The organism is Paenibacillus sp. FSL H7-0943 (genome assembly GCF_037963265.1).
Classification (GTDB): domain Bacteria; phylum Bacillota; class Bacilli; order Paenibacillales; family Paenibacillaceae; genus Paenibacillus_AQ; species Paenibacillus_AQ odorifer.
The window spans coordinates 4,685,034-4,700,837 of record NZ_CP150148.1 but is presented as its reverse complement, the minus strand read 5'-3'; the positions used below and the strand labels follow the sequence as shown (position 1 = coordinate 4,700,837).

Here is a 15,804-nt window from a genome sequence, read left to right as displayed (position 1 = left end):
GGGGTTCCAAAGCCATGCAAATGGCTTTTGGAACCCCCTTCTATTTTTGTTTGATTCGAAAACAATTGCGCTGACGAAGCAACTATCGGACATGTAAAGATGAGAAGATCAACGCATTTTTAGCTCAATGCTGCGCGGATCAACAAAGCTGTAGCCTTTACCCTCAAGTGTAGTGAGCAAGGTATCCAGTCCCTCAACGGTCCATGGTAGCTCATGCATCAGGATATTACTGCCGGAATGCAGCTGATCGGTAACATTACTGATCAATTTTTCTGTCTTACCCGTTTCCTTTTCTTTCATTTCCCAGTCAAGTGAGCCTACAGACCAGGTCATGTATAACATTCCATTCTCAGCCGCGACCTTCTTGCCAACATCCCCGCCGGCACCATGTGGCGGACGGAAAAAGTGAGGAGCTTCTCCCAATGTTTCTTTGACAATATCTTGAACGTCTTCGATTTGCTTTTTAACCTCAGTATAGGACTTGTCTTTCAATACAATATGATCCCAGCTGTGGTTGCCGATAATTCCACCGCGGTTATGTATTAACTCCAGAAGCTCAGGATGCTCCTTAACACGATAACCATTTACGAAAAAGATGGCTTTAGCTTGATGTTTGTCCAGAACATCCATCAAAGGGTTAATCATTGCCGCATCTTTAGGACCGTCGTCAAAAGTGAGCAGAACCACTTTTTTATTTGTAGCTTCCTCATTAGGGACGATGTCGTAATTTTTGTTCATATGGTACAGCAGTGGAATTTCAGCGGATGCTTCACCCTTACTGGCTGTACTATTTCCTGTAGTACCTCCATCTGCTGTTGCTTCAGGGGTAGGACTGGCTGTTGCTTCAGGTGCTGGCGCCGTAGTTTCTGCGCTTTGTGTAGCTGCCGCCGTGGGCGGATTGTTTGTGGTGTTTGTTTCCTTGGCTGTATTTCCATTTGCACCGCTGTTGCCACAGGCTGTAAGCAGCAAGGTAGCCAATAGGAGCACTGATGTCATTTTACCCACTTTTTTCAACTCGCTTTCTTGTTATTAGGTTGTATGAGCCGGAATCTTTCCGCGAACACTAAACATGATTTTACCATACAAGGAGGCTGGAAATATGAATACTTCGTCATTTTTATGCGGGGTGCTGATGGGCGCCGCAGCCAGTATGATTATGTCCAAAAAGCGGAATTCTTTAATGTCTTCGCTAGGGCAATCGGGTGGTTCCATGAGTGGGGCTGCAGATAAAGCAAAAGAAAAAATAATCGGTATGGCCACGACTGGTTTTGGTAACACTGCTGTTTCAAGCAGTAATGCTCAAAGTAACGGTTCAAGCAGCGCAACCTCTGATGATAAGACTGAATCACCAGTGAAGTCGAAGGAATCCAATCTTAAATTGTTAAAGGAATTCATTCGCAGCAATCCTGAAGTAAAGAGCGAAGTAGAGCAGATTCTTAAAGAAACGCATACAACCATACCGGGATTGTAACCGTAAAGGACTCCATCAGAATCATTTTGGGGATGAAATATTCCGCAGAATGATTCTTTTTTATTATTCAGGGCCTTGAAAATGGTTTATTCAATAGAGAGGATTTTATATATTTATTTACGTGCATTTATCTCGGCAAAATGATAACATACTTACATAGTAACCATTTTTGGCTCATTACTCGGGACTCATCATACATTATAATAAATGAGCTTGCAAAAGGAGGATCCTGTCATGAGAATAGAGCGATTAAGTCAAGATAAGATACGGATTTTCCTCACTTTTGACGACCTGAGCGAGCGGGGCATCCAGAAGGAAGACATGTGGCAGGAAGTTCCTAAGGTTCATGACCTGTTTACGGAGATGATGGATCAAGCATATAGTGAACTAGGTTTTGATGCCACGGGTCCGCTTGCCGTAGAAGTTTTCGCATTGCCCGCGCAAGGCATGGTCGTTATAGTGACCCGAGGAAAATATGATCACCATCAGTACGGTGCGTCCGGGGAAGAAGAATTGCCAGAAGAGATTTATGAAATGGAAGTTACTCTTGAACAAAGCGACTCCATTGTATATGCATTCCGCGATTTCGAGGTTCTGGTTGAAGCGGCTCATGTGCTCATCGGTAATATTACTTCCCAGGGGAAACTGTATTCTTATAACAATAAATGGTATCTGTATTTCGATCCAAAGGAATTTGAAGAAACGGCGTTGTCAGGTCTTGTTGGCGTACTTGCTGAGTTTGGAGATTCCTCACCGGTCACAGAAGCTGTTCTCGATGAATACGGGAAAACAGTGATGCCGGAGAATGCGGTCCAGTTATTGTGCACTCATTTTAAGCGTCAGGAGTAATTAGGCAAGACTAGGGGCTGATGACCATTGTTTAGGCCGATCAGCCCTAGTCTTGTTGTTGGTGATATGTCGGTCATTCTTGTATCAAAGTTATCATCTACCTTGCTGTGTAACGGCAGTAATAGGGTTTAGGGGTGTAGGGAGGTTATTCGGTGCTCGTGTTATCGGTCATTACGTCGGCAGTAGCGCCGGGACTTGCTCTGTTGACCTTTTTTTATCTGAAAGACAAGTATGATCAAGAACCGCTTCATGTAGTCATTAAAGTATTCTTGCTCGGCCTTCTGATTGTGTTTCCAGTAATGATCATTCAGAGAGGGCTGATGCTGGGACTAAATGGTGGTCCCTACGTGGAGTCGTTTCTCATATCCGCTGGCGTGGAAGAATGTCTAAAGTGGTTTGTGCTGTACCATATGATTTACAATCATACCGAATTTGACGAGCCATATGATGGGATACTATACGCTGTGGCGATTTCGCTCGGCTTCGCAACAATAGAAAATGTAATGTACGCTTGGTATAGCAACGCTTCTATCGGATCAATGTTTCTAAGAGCACTTCTTCCGGTTTCTGGACACGCTATGTTTGGTGTGATCATGGGCTACCATATGGGAAGGGCGAAGTTCTCAAAAGGAGTTCATACCCGCAGAATTCTGGTGTTTTCTCTCCTGTTGCCATGGATGTGGCATGGGATATATGACTTTATTTTGAGTACGACAGCCAACTATTGGATATGGTTTATTGTGCCTCTGATGGCTATCCTATGGTATGGAGGTATGGGAAAGGTTGCTAGGGCCAACAGCCGTTCTCCTTTCCGCTTTCTGAAACGTGAAGAAGAGGTTAACCTATAATCGAGATGGACACACTTATATTCGAAGGGCAGTTCCTAGTAAGGAATTCCAGAGAGGAGAGAGGTGTCTTTTTTTGCGTATAAAAGTACGTATCGTTTGCAAACAGTGTGGTGAGACCTACATATTAAGAGGGATTAAAGAGCATGGTGTCATTCAAACCGGCTTTAAACAATGCCTTTGCAGTAATAGCAGTGGCTTTGAGATTGAAGAGAGAGCATGAACGGACGTTATAGTCACATTGTGTAGCAACTTCAGTGCATAAGACTCCTAGTTTATTGTCAAACTAACGCCAATAAGCTATCGAAAGGAGTCTTGTAGCCCTATGTACAAAAGATTAAGTGCTGTAATGTTCCCGCTGACCGCGCTGCTGCTGATTGGTGCGCTTGTGTGGGGTTATCAGGAGAATCAGGAGAAGAATTCAATACTAATTAAGGCGGAGAACCAATATCAACGCGCCTTTCATGATTTGTCCTATCATGTGGACCGTCTTCATGGTGAGCTTGGAAATACGCTTGCGGTTAACTCTGCTTCTAATGGGATGCACCGCAAAGGACTTGTGAATGTGTGGCGGATGACTAGTGAGGCCCAAAATGAGATTAACCAGCTGCCGTTGACCTTGCTGCCATTTAGCAAAACAGAGGAGTTTCTGTCCAAAATCTCCAACTTTTCTTATAAAGCCGGGATTCGTGACTTCACTAAAAAACCTCTGACAGATGGAGAGCTGAGCAATCTAAAAGCATTGTACAAGAACTCAGGAGAAATCTCTAAGGATTTGCAAGAGGTACAAAATAAAGTCATTGGCAATCGGCTGCGCTGGATGGATGTTGAAACGGCGTTGGCGACAGAAAATAAAGCGGAGGACAACACGATTATTGACGGCTTCAAAACAGTGGATAAACGTGTAGGGGCATACCCTGAGCTAGACTGGGGACCTTCAGTAGCAAGCATCTACGATAAACGTTCCGTCAAAATGCTCGGAGGTACCCCCGTGACTGCCGAAGACATCAAACGTAAGGCGTTGAAGTTCGCGGATGCGGGCTCCAATGCTAAAGTGGATGTTAAAGAAAATGGGAAGAACACTGAATGGCCATCCTATACAGCAACTGTTAGCGCTTCGAATAAGAAGCACACCATTAGTATGGATTTCACCAAAAATGGCGGGTTGCTGATCTCTTATTATGACAACCGTGAGGTTGGCCCTGCCAAAGTTTCTATTAAAGAAGCCGTTACCAAAGCAGAGCAGTTTCTTGAGAAAAAAGGATATCCCCATATGACTGCAGTCAGCGCTGATCGTTACGATAATATCGGGAATTTGACCTTTGTAACCAAACAGAATGATGTATTGATTTATCCTGAAAAGATGACCATTCGTATGGGGCTGGATACAGGTGATACCATCGGTTTTGAGGCCAGCGAATACGTCAATGAGCACAAGGACAACCGGAAGCTTCCAAAACCAAAGCTTACCCTTGCAGAGGCGAGAAAATTTCTGAATTCTGATTTCAAGGAACAATACAATCGCTTGTCCTGGATTAAAAATGATGATTCCGTCGAGGTCTTGACTTACGAGTTCGGTGGAGGGGTCAATGGCTCAAAGTATCGTATTTACATTAACGCCGAGGATGGCATTGAAGAGTCTGTGGAAGAAATCAGACCTTCTTCGGGGTCTGAGGCAAAATAAAGGGAGGGCGCATCCAGCAGTTGGGTGCGTCCCTTTTTTTTGCAATATCTATAAAATATATCTGACTGGCTGATATTCCCATGCTATAATCAGGGGTAGTGATAATTACTAAACTGATGTGGCGGTGACATCTTTGTATCCTAAAATTAACGAATATCTATACATACAGGTTGCTTCCAGTGACGCTGCTGAAGCAGAAGTTGAATATAGATCAAGAATTGCAGAGACGGAAGAAGACGCATTCCTGATTGAAATTCCTATGCAGGAGAGCAATGGTCGTCTAAAAAGGCTCTTTATGGGGGACGAGCTTTCGGTTTATTTTTTAACTGAGGGTGGCATCAAAAATTACTTTAATACTTATGTACTGGGCTTTAAAGAAGATGTAATTCGTATGGTCCGGATTCAAAAGCCGGAGACAGATTCGATTTTTAAGATCCAGAGAAGAAGCTTTTTCCGAGTGAATGCAGATCTAGAGCTTGCTGTGAAGGATAGCCTTGGCAAACGGTTCCTGGTTCGTACAGATGATATTGGTGGTGGAGGAATCTCCTTTTTGGTGGATAACCAGGTTAAGCTGGAGGTTGGTAATAAATTGTCCTGCTGGGTACTGGTACCTTATCGAAACGGAAGCACGGAGCATGTCAATTTTGAAGGTGAAGTAGTGCGCATTAAAAAGCTAGAGAATGGACGCCTTTTAGCGATGTTGAAATTTGTCGCTATTTCAGATTTGGAACGCCAGAAAATTATCCGTTATTGCTTCGAACGTCAGTTTGATTTCCGCAACAGATAAGCGTTTTTTACAGCTCTATTAAGCTGTCTGATTTTGCACTGAAGTATAAACTGTGGTATAATTTTATAAGTCGCAGGCAATGCCTGCTTTTTTCTTGATAATATCATCAAGCATAACAATTTATGTGTGCTCCTTGATATTGCAGGAATAGTTTTCGTAACGCTAGATGCTTTTTTTATGAAAGAGTGTTTGAGGAGGAATGCCCCGTTGGATAGGCAGGGTACACATACTTATGACAGAATAAACGTCGCCATCGACGGACCTGCCGGGGCAGGCAAGAGCACTGTAGCCCGATTGGTAGCCCAGAAGTTGTCTTATATCTATGTCGATACTGGTGCAATGTACCGGGCAATCACCTGGTATATGATCCAAGAAGGCATTGAACCGGAAGATCAGCATCGAGTGAACGAGAAGGTTCGCGACATGGTGATTGAACTTATTCCGGAACGAGACATTCAGAAGGTGCTGATTAATGGGGAAGACGTGACCCCACATATTCGGAGCCTTCAGGTTAGCGGCCTTGTGTCGCAGTATGCGAAAATCGAGGATGTAAGATCCAGACTGAGTCAATTGCAGCGTCAGATGGCGCTTCGCAAAGGCGTGGTAATGGATGGCCGCGATATCGGTACAACCGTGCTGCCGGATGCCGAGGTAAAGATTTTTATGACGGCAAGTGTGGAAGAACGAGCTCTCCGTCGTTATAAGGAACTGAGAGACGCGGAATCGGTGACGCTTCAGCAGCTTGAACACGATATTGCAAAGCGGGACCGTCTGGATGAAGGACGGGAGATTTCACCGCTGCGCCGTGCAGAAGATGCTATTCTTCTGGATACGACCTTAATGAATATCGATCAAGTTGTGGAGGCCATTGTATCCCACTGTAGATCTCATGTTGACGGGGAGAGAAATCATTTATGATTTATGCAATTTGTGTTGGATTGCTTCGCTTGATTTACGCAATCCTTTTCCCACTTAAGATTGTGGGGAAAGAAAATGTGCCAAAGGAGGGCGGGGTACTGCTCTGCGCTAACCACATTAGTCTGCTTGATCCAATGACTATTGGAATTAAGCTGGACCGTCAGGTAAAGTATATGGCTAAGGCTGAACTGTTTGAGGTTCCGGTGCTTGGCTGGCTCATTAATAAATTGGGTGCTTTTCCGGTGAAACGTGGCGGCGTAAGCAAAGAATCCATAAAAACGGCCCTTAACACACTTCGTAATGGTAATGTCATGGGTATCTTCCCGGAGGGTACGCGTAACTCTGATGCCGGAGTGGCCAAGAAGGGTGCTGCTAGCTTTGCACTTCGAAGTGGCGCAGCAGTTATTCCAGCGGCTATTATCGGCCAGTATAAACCCTTTCGACGCATGGTCGTTGTCTACGGTGCTCCTGTAGACCTTAGTCAATTTGCCGGTGCGGGGAGCGAATCTCTCGAGGCTGTTACCGATGTCATTATGGATCGCATCCGTGAGATGAAAGAGACAGGTAAACCAAGTGCTAGTTAAGGGATGAGCAGAACAACAAATTTTGCCCAATGTTTTGATTAAATAACGGCATAGCCGCTATTTTTTGGAACATACTATCATCAAGTGTAAGTGAAATATTATGCATTGCTTGTTTTGAACTCTGCTATACGCAGGTTTAAATAAATGGGGTTTTGAATCGAGGAGGCTAATCACATGTCTGAAGAAATTAAAAATCAGGAAGCTGCGGAAAAGAATGAATCCGTAGAAGCGGTGGATTCCGCTGTGACAGAAAATAACGGAGCTGTAGAAGAAGTTGCTGCCGTTAACGAAGAAGAAGTGACTAACCAAGCTGACTTGGAAATCATTTCTCTGAAAAAAGGCGATACCGTGAAAGGAACAATCGTCAAAATCGAAGATAACCAAGCTTATGTAAGCATTGGATATAAATACGACGGTGTGATTCCAATTCGCGAATTGTCCGCAGTACAACTGGACAACGCTGCTGCAGCAGTAGAAGTTGGACAGGAAGTAGAATGTAAAGTTGTCAGCATCAACGACAACAAGGAAAGCCTTGTTCTTTCCAAACGTGCTGTTGATAGTGAAAAATCATGGGAAGATCTTGAGAAATACTTCGCTTCCCAAGAAGCTTTCGAAGTTACTGTGGCTGACGTTGTTAAAGGCGGCCTCGTAGCTGATGTTGGAGCTCGCGGATTTATCCCAGCTTCCATGGTAGAGCGTCACTTCGTTGAAGATTTCAGCGATTACAAAGGCCGTACCTTGCGCGTTAAAGTGAAAGAACTTGACCGTGAGAACAGCAAAGTAATCTTGTCTGCTAAAGAAGTTCTTGAAGAAGAATTCGAAGCTAACAAGCTGAAAATTATGGCTGAACTATCTGAAGGCCAAATCATCGAAGGTACAGTACAACGTCTGACTCAATTCGGCGCATTTGTTGATGTGGGCGGAGTTGACGGTCTTGTACACGTATCTGAAATCGCTTGGAGTCACGTAGAGAAACCTTCTGATGTAGTATCTGAAGGTGATAAAGTACGTGTTAAAGTATTGAAGGTTGATCCTGAAAAAGGAAAAATCAGCCTGAGCATCAAAGCTGCTGCTCCAGGTCCTTGGGACTCTGCTGCTGGCGAAATCAACATCGGTGATGTTGTAACAGGCGTTGTAAAACGTCTTGTGAACTTCGGAGCATTCGTAGAATTGCTTCCGGGTGTGGAAGGTCTTGTGCATATCTCACAAATCTCCCACAAACACATCGCTACTCCACACGAAGTATTGAAAGAAGGACAAGAAGTTCAAGTGAAAGTTCTGGACTTCAATCCATCCGAGAAACGTGTTAGCCTGAGCATCAAAGAAACTGAAGAAGCTCCAGCTCCATCTGCTAGACCTGAACGCAACAATAGCAGAGACAGAGCTCCTAAAGAAGTTCTGAACAACCCTAACGTTTCCCTTAGCAACGAAGGCCTTAGCTTTACGCTTGCTGAACGTTTTGGTGACAAGCTGGACAAATTTAAGGGTAATAACTAATCCCTAAACGAGCTTTTGAATATACGGGTAAAGTAATCGGCGAGCCCTCGATACGGGGGTTCGCCGATTGTCTTTTTTTCGGAACTGGTCGGATTATTGAGAGTTAACATGATTGTTAGCCAATTTAAATGTTTTTTGCTATGATGAGTAACGTAAGGATGACAGGAGGAATGAATATGGCAAGACCCGTTGTGGCAATTGTTGGGAGGCCTAACGTCGGAAAATCGACGATATTTAATCGGCTGATTGGCGATAGATTAGCCATTGTAGAAGATAAGCCGGGGATTACACGTGACCGGATTTATGGTATTTCAGATTGGAACGGTAAGTCGTTCAGTGTGATTGATACCGGAGGTATTGAAATTGATGGAGAAGATACAATTCTGAAATCAATCCGTGTTCAAGCGGAGCTGGCGATTGAAGAAGCGGATGTTATTGTATTTATGTGTGAGGCGAAGAGTGGTGTGACGAATTCAGATGAAGAGGTAGCTCAGATTCTGTTCCGTTCAGGTAAACCGGTCGTTCTTGCCATCAACAAAGTGGATAATATGAAGCGTGCGGATGATATTTATGAGTTCTATAGCCTTGGTTTTGGCGATCCAATCGGAATTTCTGGTAGTCACGGAACCGGACTCGGCGATTTGCTAGATGCTGTAGTTGAACGCCTACCTGAGAAAATAGATGATGAATACGATGAGGATGTCATTCGTGTAGCTTTGATTGGCCGTCCGAATGTAGGTAAATCCTCTCTGGTTAACGCGATTTTGGGCGAAGAACGTGTTATCGTCAGCGATATTGCAGGGACTACAAGAGATGCTATCGATACTCCTTTTGAACGTGATGGGCAACGTTATGTGCTTATCGATACGGCAGGTATGCGTAAAAAAGGCAAGGTATACGAGAACATTGAAAAATACAGTGTTATGCGAGCTATGCGTGCGATTGAACGGGCTGATGTGGTCCTCGTTGTAATTAACGGCGAAGAGGGCATCATCGATCAGGACAAGCATATTGCTGGTTATGCACATGAAGCTGGTAAAGCATCTATTTTTGTTGTCAACAAATGGGATGCCATTGTGAAAGACGATAAGACTATGCAGAACTTCGAGACTAAGATTCGTGACCATTTCTTGTTTATGAGTTACGCACCGGTTGTCTTTTTGTCGGCTTTAACCAAACAGCGTTTGCAAAAACTGCTGCCTGTTGTACAGCATGTATCTCAACAGCACGCACTGCGCATTACTACACATTTGGTGAACGACGTTGTATCTGATGCAATCGCGATTAACCCTCCACCAACTGACAAAGGCCGTCGCTTGCGTATTAACTATGTAACGCAGGTTGCGGTTAAGCCGCCTACGATTGTGGTGTTCGTGAATGATCCGTCGCTGATGCACTTCTCCTATGAACGTTATCTGGAGAATAAAATTCGCGCAGCATTTAATTTCGAAGGAACACCAATCCGTCTCTTTACACGGCGCAAATCCGAAAACGAAGGTTAGGGGAGAAGAAGTGTGGCGCTTGAACTTCTGGTTATCGTTGTAAGCTATTTGCTTGGTTCTGTCAGCTTTAGTGTACTGCTTGCAAAGTTGCTAAAGGGAATTGATATCCGTCAATACGGAAGCGGAAATGCGGGGGCTACCAATACACTGCGTGTATTGGGTAAAGGTCCTGCAATACTAGTGCTGTTGCTGGATGTGCTGAAAGGGGTGGCCGCTGTATGGTTAGGAACCTGGGTCGGCGGTTGGGGAACCTGGGTTCCGGCTCTTTGTGGAATCGCGGCCATCATCGGACATAATTGGCCGCTCTATTTTCGTTTTCGTGGGGGGAAAGGCATTGCTACTACGATCGGTGTTATGGCTACGCTTTGTTTATGGCCAGCGCTGCTCGCCGGTATCATCGCCATCCTGTCTATCTTTATCACACGTTACGTGTCCCTTGGCTCATTAATTTTTGTAGCACTGACACCAGTGGCTTTATTGTTGACAGGATTTACACAACCTGTGCTCTGGACCAGTATTATTATTGCGGTCTTCGCCTTCTGGCGGCACCGGACGAATATTGTAAAGATTGTAGAAGGCCGTGAGAACAAGATAGGCTCAAAAGTTAAAGGAGGGAATCGTGTTGTCTGATAAAGTTACCGTACTTGTAGCGGGGAGCTGGGGAACTGCGCTGGCTAGTGTGCTGGCTGCAAACCACTCGGAAGTTTATCTGTGGACACGCAACTCTGATCAAGCTGCCGAGATCAATGGCTCTCATACGAATAATAAGTATCTGCCTGGCATCGCACTGCCAGCTAACATTATTGCAACTACGGATATGGAAACGGCAGTGTCCGGTTCTAAGGCGGTTGTAATTGTAGCTCCGTCTTCAGGAATGCGGCAGGTTGCTCGCAGTCTGAAGCCATTCTGGAAGGATGACATGTTATGTGTTCATGCTACGAAGGGCTTTGAGTCGGAAAGCAATAAGCGGATGTCCATCGTAATTGCAGAGGAACTAGGCTGTGACGAAGGGCAGATCGTCGTCCTCTCCGGTCCAAGTCATGCAGAGGAAGTTGTACGCCGGTGTCCTACAACCGTTGTAGTTGCTTCACCTGATGACAAACGTAGCGCCGAAGCGCAGGAATTGTTCATCAACAACGATTTCCGTGTATATACGAATCGTGATCAGGTAGGGGTAGAGCTTGCCGGAGCTCTTAAGAATATTATTGCCCTTGGTGCAGGTCTATCCGATGGCCTTGGATATGGGGACAATGCTAAAGCAGCCCTTTTGACCCGTGGACTCGCCGAGATATCTCGGGTGGGAGTTGAGCTTGGAGCCAATCCTTTGACCTTTGCCGGCCTTGCCGGAATTGGCGACCTTGTTGTGACGGCTACTAGTCAGCACAGCCGTAACTGGCGCGCTGGGTCCATGCTTGGTCAAGGCAAGCCGCTGGCCGAGGTGCTGGAATCCATGGGGATGGTAGTCGAAGGTATTCGTACTACCGAAGCAGCTTATGCAATTTCGCTCAAGCTGGGTGTGCAGATGCCGATTACGGATCAGATTTATCATGTGCTCTTTCAAGGAAGAAGCCCACGCAGTGCGGTTGAAGCCTTGATGGGGCGTGATCGTAAGCCTGAGCTTGAGTCGATCTCCCAGGAAACTTGGGAGCAGTGGCATTCCTGATCCTGTTCACCTTTTTCCACAAATTCTCATATGTTGTAATGGGGATTGACGGAGGAGGGATGAAAAGTGAGCAGAGATTTTTCCAAGGATGCATTGAACGCCATTAACAAAAAGGCGGGCAAGAACATTACGGAAAGTGCCGTCAAAAAGCTAGCCAGTACGGTAAAGCCAGGAACTACGCAGAATGAAGCCCAGCTCCGCCAGTTAATTAAGCAGGTGTCATCAATGGCGAAAGTGCCGGTCAGTGAAGCTACTGTGCAGGAGATTATCAATGCCGTTAAAAAAGGCGGCGCAGGTTCCAGCACAATGGAGTCTTTAATGAAAATGATGCTTAAAAAATAGCTTTATGTTGGGTGAGCAAAAGAAAACGGATCAATGAATGATTCCGTCGTCTTTTGCTTTTTTTTTTATATTCCTGATAATTTTCACGAAGCGTAATCTATTTAAAATAATACATAAAAAATGATGTTTTTTTACAGAAAAGGATAAGGTCATGATATAATAGTCCCTAATAAATTACAGGCGAATGGGGGCTTTGACCATGGATCCGATGACAAAAATGTGGTTATCCCTGATTGCGATGCTGATTATGGGATTATCAGTATTTCTTATAACTTTTGCTCGGAGCAAAACCAAGGGATTGCTTAAGGCTGTACTGTCTATACTTGCTTTTGTCATCATGTTAGTGGGCCTATTGGGCGGAGTTGTTTCAATTATGTAAGCAGTTACATAGTGTTGAGGAAGGAAGTAACATCATGAAATCACAAAAAGGAGTTACCGTTGTATTTCAACCAGAAGGTCGTAAAGCTGTTGTGAACCGTGGCATTTCGTTATTAGAGGCTGCTCGTAAAGCAGGAGTGCCAATAACAACTAGATGTGGAGGCAAAGCAGGCTGTCTGATGTGCAAGGTTACAGTCGCGAAGGAAGAGGCTGCTGCAGTAAGGCCTCCCGGTGATATTGAGCGGCGTAAGCTTGGATCGGCCTTAGAAGAAGGAACGCGTCTGGCCTGTCAGGCTGCCGTATGGAGCGACGTAACCGTTCAGGTGCCGGAAGATCCACTGAAGGCTGCGGTGCGCCGTAAGCTTGAAGCAGCGCGGCGTGGGGAAGAAGATGAGCTGTGGTAGCGTAAGAATGTCACCGTGGGAGGGACTCGGTTGGAGTTTAAAGGATATAAAATGAAACTGAAGGCAGGGGCCAAGCTTTTGCTAGGGATGGTATCGCTCGCGCTTACGCTTTCGGGCTGTCTATACCCAGGTGAAGAGAAGCGGGCTAGTGTTAATTATCGGGAAAGTGTTAAACGGATACAAGCAGCCGTTGATGATTATCAACAGGAGGAAGGGGTACTGCCCATTCTTAATGCGGATGAAACTACTCCAAGGTATGAGAAGTTTCGTATTGACCTGGGGAAGTTGAATAATAAGGGATATTTGGATGATATACCGGCTACCGCTTTTGAGCAGGGTGGAAGTGCTTATTTTCTTATTTTGAATGAGGAAATTGATCCTGTGGTGAAGGTGATGGACCTTGTTACGGTTCAAAAGGTGAATGACGTGCAACGACAGGTTAACCGCTATAAATCAGCTCATGGCGGCAACCTGCCTGTGCTTGATGAGCTATACCCCGGATTGTATACCATTGATCATAAGCAGGCGGGTACAAGCTCTATAACCTTAACTAGCGTCTATTCCGGTCAAGTTCTTGATTTTATCATGGATAAGGATGGAACTGTCTACGTAGATTATGTTTTTGATATCATGGCTGCCGTCGATAAGAAGGGTGGAGAGCACGACAAGAATCAGGACTTGCGACTGGATCTGGAGGAAGCTTCATATTACGTTCCCGTAAAGTCTTTGCCGTATCTATGGATTAATAATCAGCCGATCCCACAGCCTCCAAGTTAGAGTTATAGTTTAAAAGCGTCTAAGCTTCGGTTTTATCCGGGGCATTAGGCGTTTTTTGTTTATAACCTTTTAATCTCAGCATCCACTAAAAATAGTTCTATCAACGAATCCTACCTCATAAGATGGATGAGTAAGCTTCCGGGCGTCAGACGCCTTGCGGCGCGCAGACTTAACTTTTTTTGAAATTACATTGGGAAATGCGCGAATACGGGTCATAAATTCGTTCCGGATACATATGATGATACTAGTCCAAATGCATGTCCGAGCATTCGGAGTTTAGCGCGGGGCAAGTACGTCCCGGTCGAAAGCAGCTAGGCTTCGGGCGGGCATACGATAAGTCCGGTTGATGTCCTGCAAGGGTCAGATTACCGGCGGAACGCGAAGTCGATGCTCTTCAGGCATTTTTTCTTCGGAGTAATATGAGGAGGGGATCTCTTTTGGAAAAAGTGGATATTTTCAAGGACATTGCCGAGCGTACCGGCGGAGACATTTATCTTGGCGTCGTCGGCGCGGTTCGCACGGGGAAATCGACATTTATCAAGCGCTTCATGGAAACAATTGTCCTGCCAAACATCACGAATGAGGCTGATCGAGTAAGAGCTGTGGATGAGCTTCCGCAAAGCGCAGCAGGCAAAACGATTATGACGACAGAACCGAAGTTTGTGCCAAACAACGCAGTCCAAATCAAGGTTGCGGAAGGGCTTGAGGTTAATGTTCGTCTGGTAGACTGTGTAGGTTACGCTGTAGAGGGTGCAAAAGGTTACGAGGATGAAAATGGACCACGTATGATCTCTACACCTTGGTTTGAAGAGCCTATTCCTTTTCAGGAAGCGGCAGAAATCGGGACACGTAAGGTTATTCAGGAGCATTCAACGCTAGGTGTAGTGGTAACAACAGATGGTACGATTGCAGAAATTCCGCGGAACTCGTACGTGGACTCTGAAGAGCGCGTCATTGCAGAGCTGAAGGAAGTGGGTAAGCCGTTTGTGCTTGTCATTAACTCCACCCGGCCACGCAGTGAGGAAGCGCAGCAGCTCCGTAACGAGCTAGCCATCAAATACGATATCCCAGTTATGACGCTAAGCGCCGCAAACATGAGCGAAGATGACGTAACTGGTGTGCTGCGGGAAGTGCTTTATGAATTCCCAGTGCATGAAGTAAATGTAAATCTGCCAAGCTGGGTTATGGTGCTTGGAGAAAACCACTGGCTACGTAGTAGTTATGAGAACTCCGTTCGCGATACGGTAAAAGACATTCGCCGCCTGAGGGATGTTGACCGCCTCGTATCTCAGTTCACCGAATATGACTTTATTGATAAAGCTGGCCTAAGTGGTATGAACATGGGTCAGGGTGTAGCAGAGATCGACCTGTATGCTCCAGAAGAGCTGTACGATCAAGTTCTGATGGAAGTGGTTGGGGTTGAGATCCGCGGTAAGGATCATTTGCTCCAGCTTATGCAGGAGTTCTCACATGCGAAACGAGAATACGACCGATTCTCAGAAGCTTTGGAAATGGTCAAGACTACTGGCTATGGTATCGCGGCTCCATCTTTAGCCGAAATGGCACTCGACGAGCCAGAACTGATTCGTCAGGGCTCTCGCTTCGGGGTTCGCTTAAAGGCTACGGCACCATCCATTCATATGATTCGGGTGGATGTGGAGTCTGAATTCTCGCCAATCATCGGAACGGAAAAGCAAAGCGAAGAGCTGGTTCGTTATCTGATGCAGGACTTTGAGAATGATCCTATTAAGATTTGGGAATCCGATATTTTTGGCCGCTCCCTGCACTCCATTGTAAGAGAAGGAATTCAAGGCAAGATAGCTATGATGCCGGATAATGCGCGCTACAAACTGCAAGAAACGCTTGGTCGCATTATAAATGAGGGTTCCGGCGGACTTATTGCAATTATTCTCTAAGCTGAATATAAATAAATTCAAAGAGTGGGAGAAATCCTGCTCTTTTTATTTGTATCTATCCTAAAACTTGATTCCTAGTTCCTATAATAACGGTGAATCTGACTCAATTATTCTGATGAAATAAAGACCTTAAATGCTCCTATAGGTCTAACAAATTAGATTGAATTTAGATAAATATGCAAGGATA

At 45.2% G+C, this 15,804-nt stretch carries 17 protein-coding genes; 16 read left to right on the top strand and 1 reads right to left on the bottom strand.

All coding sequences use genetic code 11. The annotated features are described in order from the left end of the window. Positions 1–108 precede the first annotated feature (108 nt). Complete coding sequence (locus tag NSQ55_RS20645) at positions 109–1,005, bottom strand: polysaccharide deacetylase family protein (protein WP_076184237.1); 897 nt, start codon at positions 1,003–1,005, stop codon at positions 109–111. A gap of 94 nt (positions 1,006–1,099) precedes the next feature. Here NSQ55_RS20645 and NSQ55_RS20640 point away from each other — a divergent pair, with 94 nt between their 5' ends. The 16 genes from NSQ55_RS20640 to spoIVA all read left to right on the top strand — a co-directional run bounded on the left by NSQ55_RS20640 (position 1,100) and on the right by spoIVA (position 15,617). Further along, a complete protein-coding gene (locus NSQ55_RS20640; protein WP_280753027.1) occupies positions 1,100–1,471 on the top strand; it encodes a hypothetical protein in 372 nt (123 codons plus the stop codon). A gap of 234 nt (positions 1,472–1,705) precedes the next feature. Next, entirely contained in the window at positions 1,706–2,320 is a 615-nt protein-coding gene (locus NSQ55_RS20635) for a genetic competence negative regulator (RefSeq protein WP_036676203.1), read from the top strand. Positions 2,321–2,472: 152 nt separating this feature from the next. Further along, entirely contained in the window at positions 2,473–3,168 is a 696-nt protein-coding gene (gene prsW / locus NSQ55_RS20630; RefSeq protein WP_076134692.1) for a glutamic-type intramembrane protease PrsW, read from the top strand. Positions 3,169–3,490: 322 nt separating this feature from the next. Continuing rightward, the gene (ypeB, locus tag NSQ55_RS20625; RefSeq protein ID WP_076127490.1) at positions 3,491–4,849 is read left to right on the top strand and encodes a germination protein YpeB; all 1,359 of its coding nucleotides are present in this window, start codon (positions 3,491–3,493) and stop codon (positions 4,847–4,849) included. A 133-nt stretch (positions 4,850–4,982) separates the two neighbouring features. Next, positions 4,983–5,636: a flagellar brake domain-containing protein gene (locus tag NSQ55_RS20620; RefSeq protein WP_036676209.1), complete on the top strand. Its 654-nt coding sequence runs from the start codon at positions 4,983–4,985 to the stop codon at positions 5,634–5,636. 207 nt (positions 5,637–5,843) lie between these two features. Then, positions 5,844–6,554, top strand: coding sequence for a (d)CMP kinase (cmk, locus tag NSQ55_RS20615; protein WP_254848699.1), 711 nt, complete (start codon positions 5,844–5,846; stop codon positions 6,552–6,554). Beyond that, positions 6,551–7,138 carry a lysophospholipid acyltransferase family protein gene (locus NSQ55_RS20610; protein WP_036676211.1) on the top strand — a complete coding sequence of 196 codons (588 nt, stop codon included), beginning with the start codon at positions 6,551–6,553 and terminating at the stop codon, positions 7,136–7,138. The genes cmk and NSQ55_RS20610 overlap by 4 nt, the downstream gene beginning before the upstream one ends. Positions 7,139–7,312: 174 nt before the next feature. Next, the gene (gene rpsA / locus NSQ55_RS20605; protein WP_280753028.1) at positions 7,313–8,635 is read left to right on the top strand and encodes a 30S ribosomal protein S1; all 1,323 of its coding nucleotides are present in this window, start codon (positions 7,313–7,315) and stop codon (positions 8,633–8,635) included. A gap of 176 nt (positions 8,636–8,811) precedes the next feature. After that, entirely contained in the window at positions 8,812–10,137 is a 1,326-nt protein-coding gene (der, locus tag NSQ55_RS20600; protein ID WP_036676212.1) for a ribosome biogenesis GTPase Der, read from the top strand. A 12-nt stretch (positions 10,138–10,149) separates the two neighbouring features. Continuing rightward, complete coding sequence (gene plsY / locus NSQ55_RS20595; RefSeq protein ID WP_036676213.1) at positions 10,150–10,767, top strand: glycerol-3-phosphate 1-O-acyltransferase PlsY; 618 nt, start codon at positions 10,150–10,152, stop codon at positions 10,765–10,767. Next, positions 10,760–11,800, top strand: coding sequence for an NAD(P)H-dependent glycerol-3-phosphate dehydrogenase (locus NSQ55_RS20590; protein ID WP_076127494.1), 1,041 nt, complete (start codon positions 10,760–10,762; stop codon positions 11,798–11,800). Before plsY ends, NSQ55_RS20590 begins: the two co-directional genes overlap by 8 nt. Before the next feature lie 66 nt (positions 11,801–11,866). Further along, positions 11,867–12,142 (top strand): stage VI sporulation protein F, encoded by a 276-nt coding sequence (locus tag NSQ55_RS20585; RefSeq protein WP_038572437.1) that lies wholly within the window; start codon positions 11,867–11,869, stop codon positions 12,140–12,142. A gap of 199 nt (positions 12,143–12,341) precedes the next feature. Then, positions 12,342–12,521, top strand: coding sequence for a DUF2768 family protein (locus NSQ55_RS20580; protein WP_036676218.1), 180 nt, complete (start codon positions 12,342–12,344; stop codon positions 12,519–12,521). Positions 12,522–12,555: 34 nt separating this feature from the next. After that, entirely contained in the window at positions 12,556–12,924 is a 369-nt protein-coding gene (locus NSQ55_RS20575; RefSeq protein ID WP_036676220.1) for a 2Fe-2S iron-sulfur cluster-binding protein, read from the top strand. A gap of 30 nt (positions 12,925–12,954) precedes the next feature. Beyond that, the gene (locus tag NSQ55_RS20570; RefSeq protein ID WP_280753029.1) at positions 12,955–13,701 is read left to right on the top strand and encodes a hypothetical protein; all 747 of its coding nucleotides are present in this window, start codon (positions 12,955–12,957) and stop codon (positions 13,699–13,701) included. 437 nt (positions 13,702–14,138) lie between these two features. Then, positions 14,139–15,617 carry a stage IV sporulation protein A gene (spoIVA, locus tag NSQ55_RS20565; RefSeq protein ID WP_036676222.1) on the top strand — a complete coding sequence of 493 codons (1,479 nt, stop codon included), beginning with the start codon at positions 14,139–14,141 and terminating at the stop codon, positions 15,615–15,617. Positions 15,618–15,804 lie beyond the last annotated feature (187 nt).

Excerpts from the sequence above, each read along its gene's own strand:
- der (WP_036676212.1), top strand. The coding sequence starts at position 8,812 with ATGGCAAGACCCGTTGTGGCAATTGTTGGGAGGCCTAACGTCGGAAAA.
- NSQ55_RS20640 (WP_280753027.1), top strand. The coding sequence starts at position 1,100 with ATGAATACTTCGTCATTTTTATGCGGGGTGCTGATGGGCGCCGCAGCC.
- rpsA (WP_280753028.1), top strand. The coding sequence starts at position 7,313 with ATGTCTGAAGAAATTAAAAATCAGGAAGCTGCGGAAAAGAATGAATCC.
- NSQ55_RS20610 (WP_036676211.1), top strand. The coding sequence starts at position 6,551 with ATGATTTATGCAATTTGTGTTGGATTGCTTCGCTTGATTTACGCAATC.
- ypeB (WP_076127490.1), top strand. The coding sequence starts at position 3,491 with ATGTACAAAAGATTAAGTGCTGTAATGTTCCCGCTGACCGCGCTGCTG.
- NSQ55_RS20575 (WP_036676220.1), top strand. The coding sequence starts at position 12,556 with ATGAAATCACAAAAAGGAGTTACCGTTGTATTTCAACCAGAAGGTCGT.
- NSQ55_RS20580 (WP_036676218.1), top strand. The coding sequence starts at position 12,342 with ATGGATCCGATGACAAAAATGTGGTTATCCCTGATTGCGATGCTGATT.
- NSQ55_RS20635 (WP_036676203.1), top strand. The coding sequence starts at position 1,706 with ATGAGAATAGAGCGATTAAGTCAAGATAAGATACGGATTTTCCTCACT.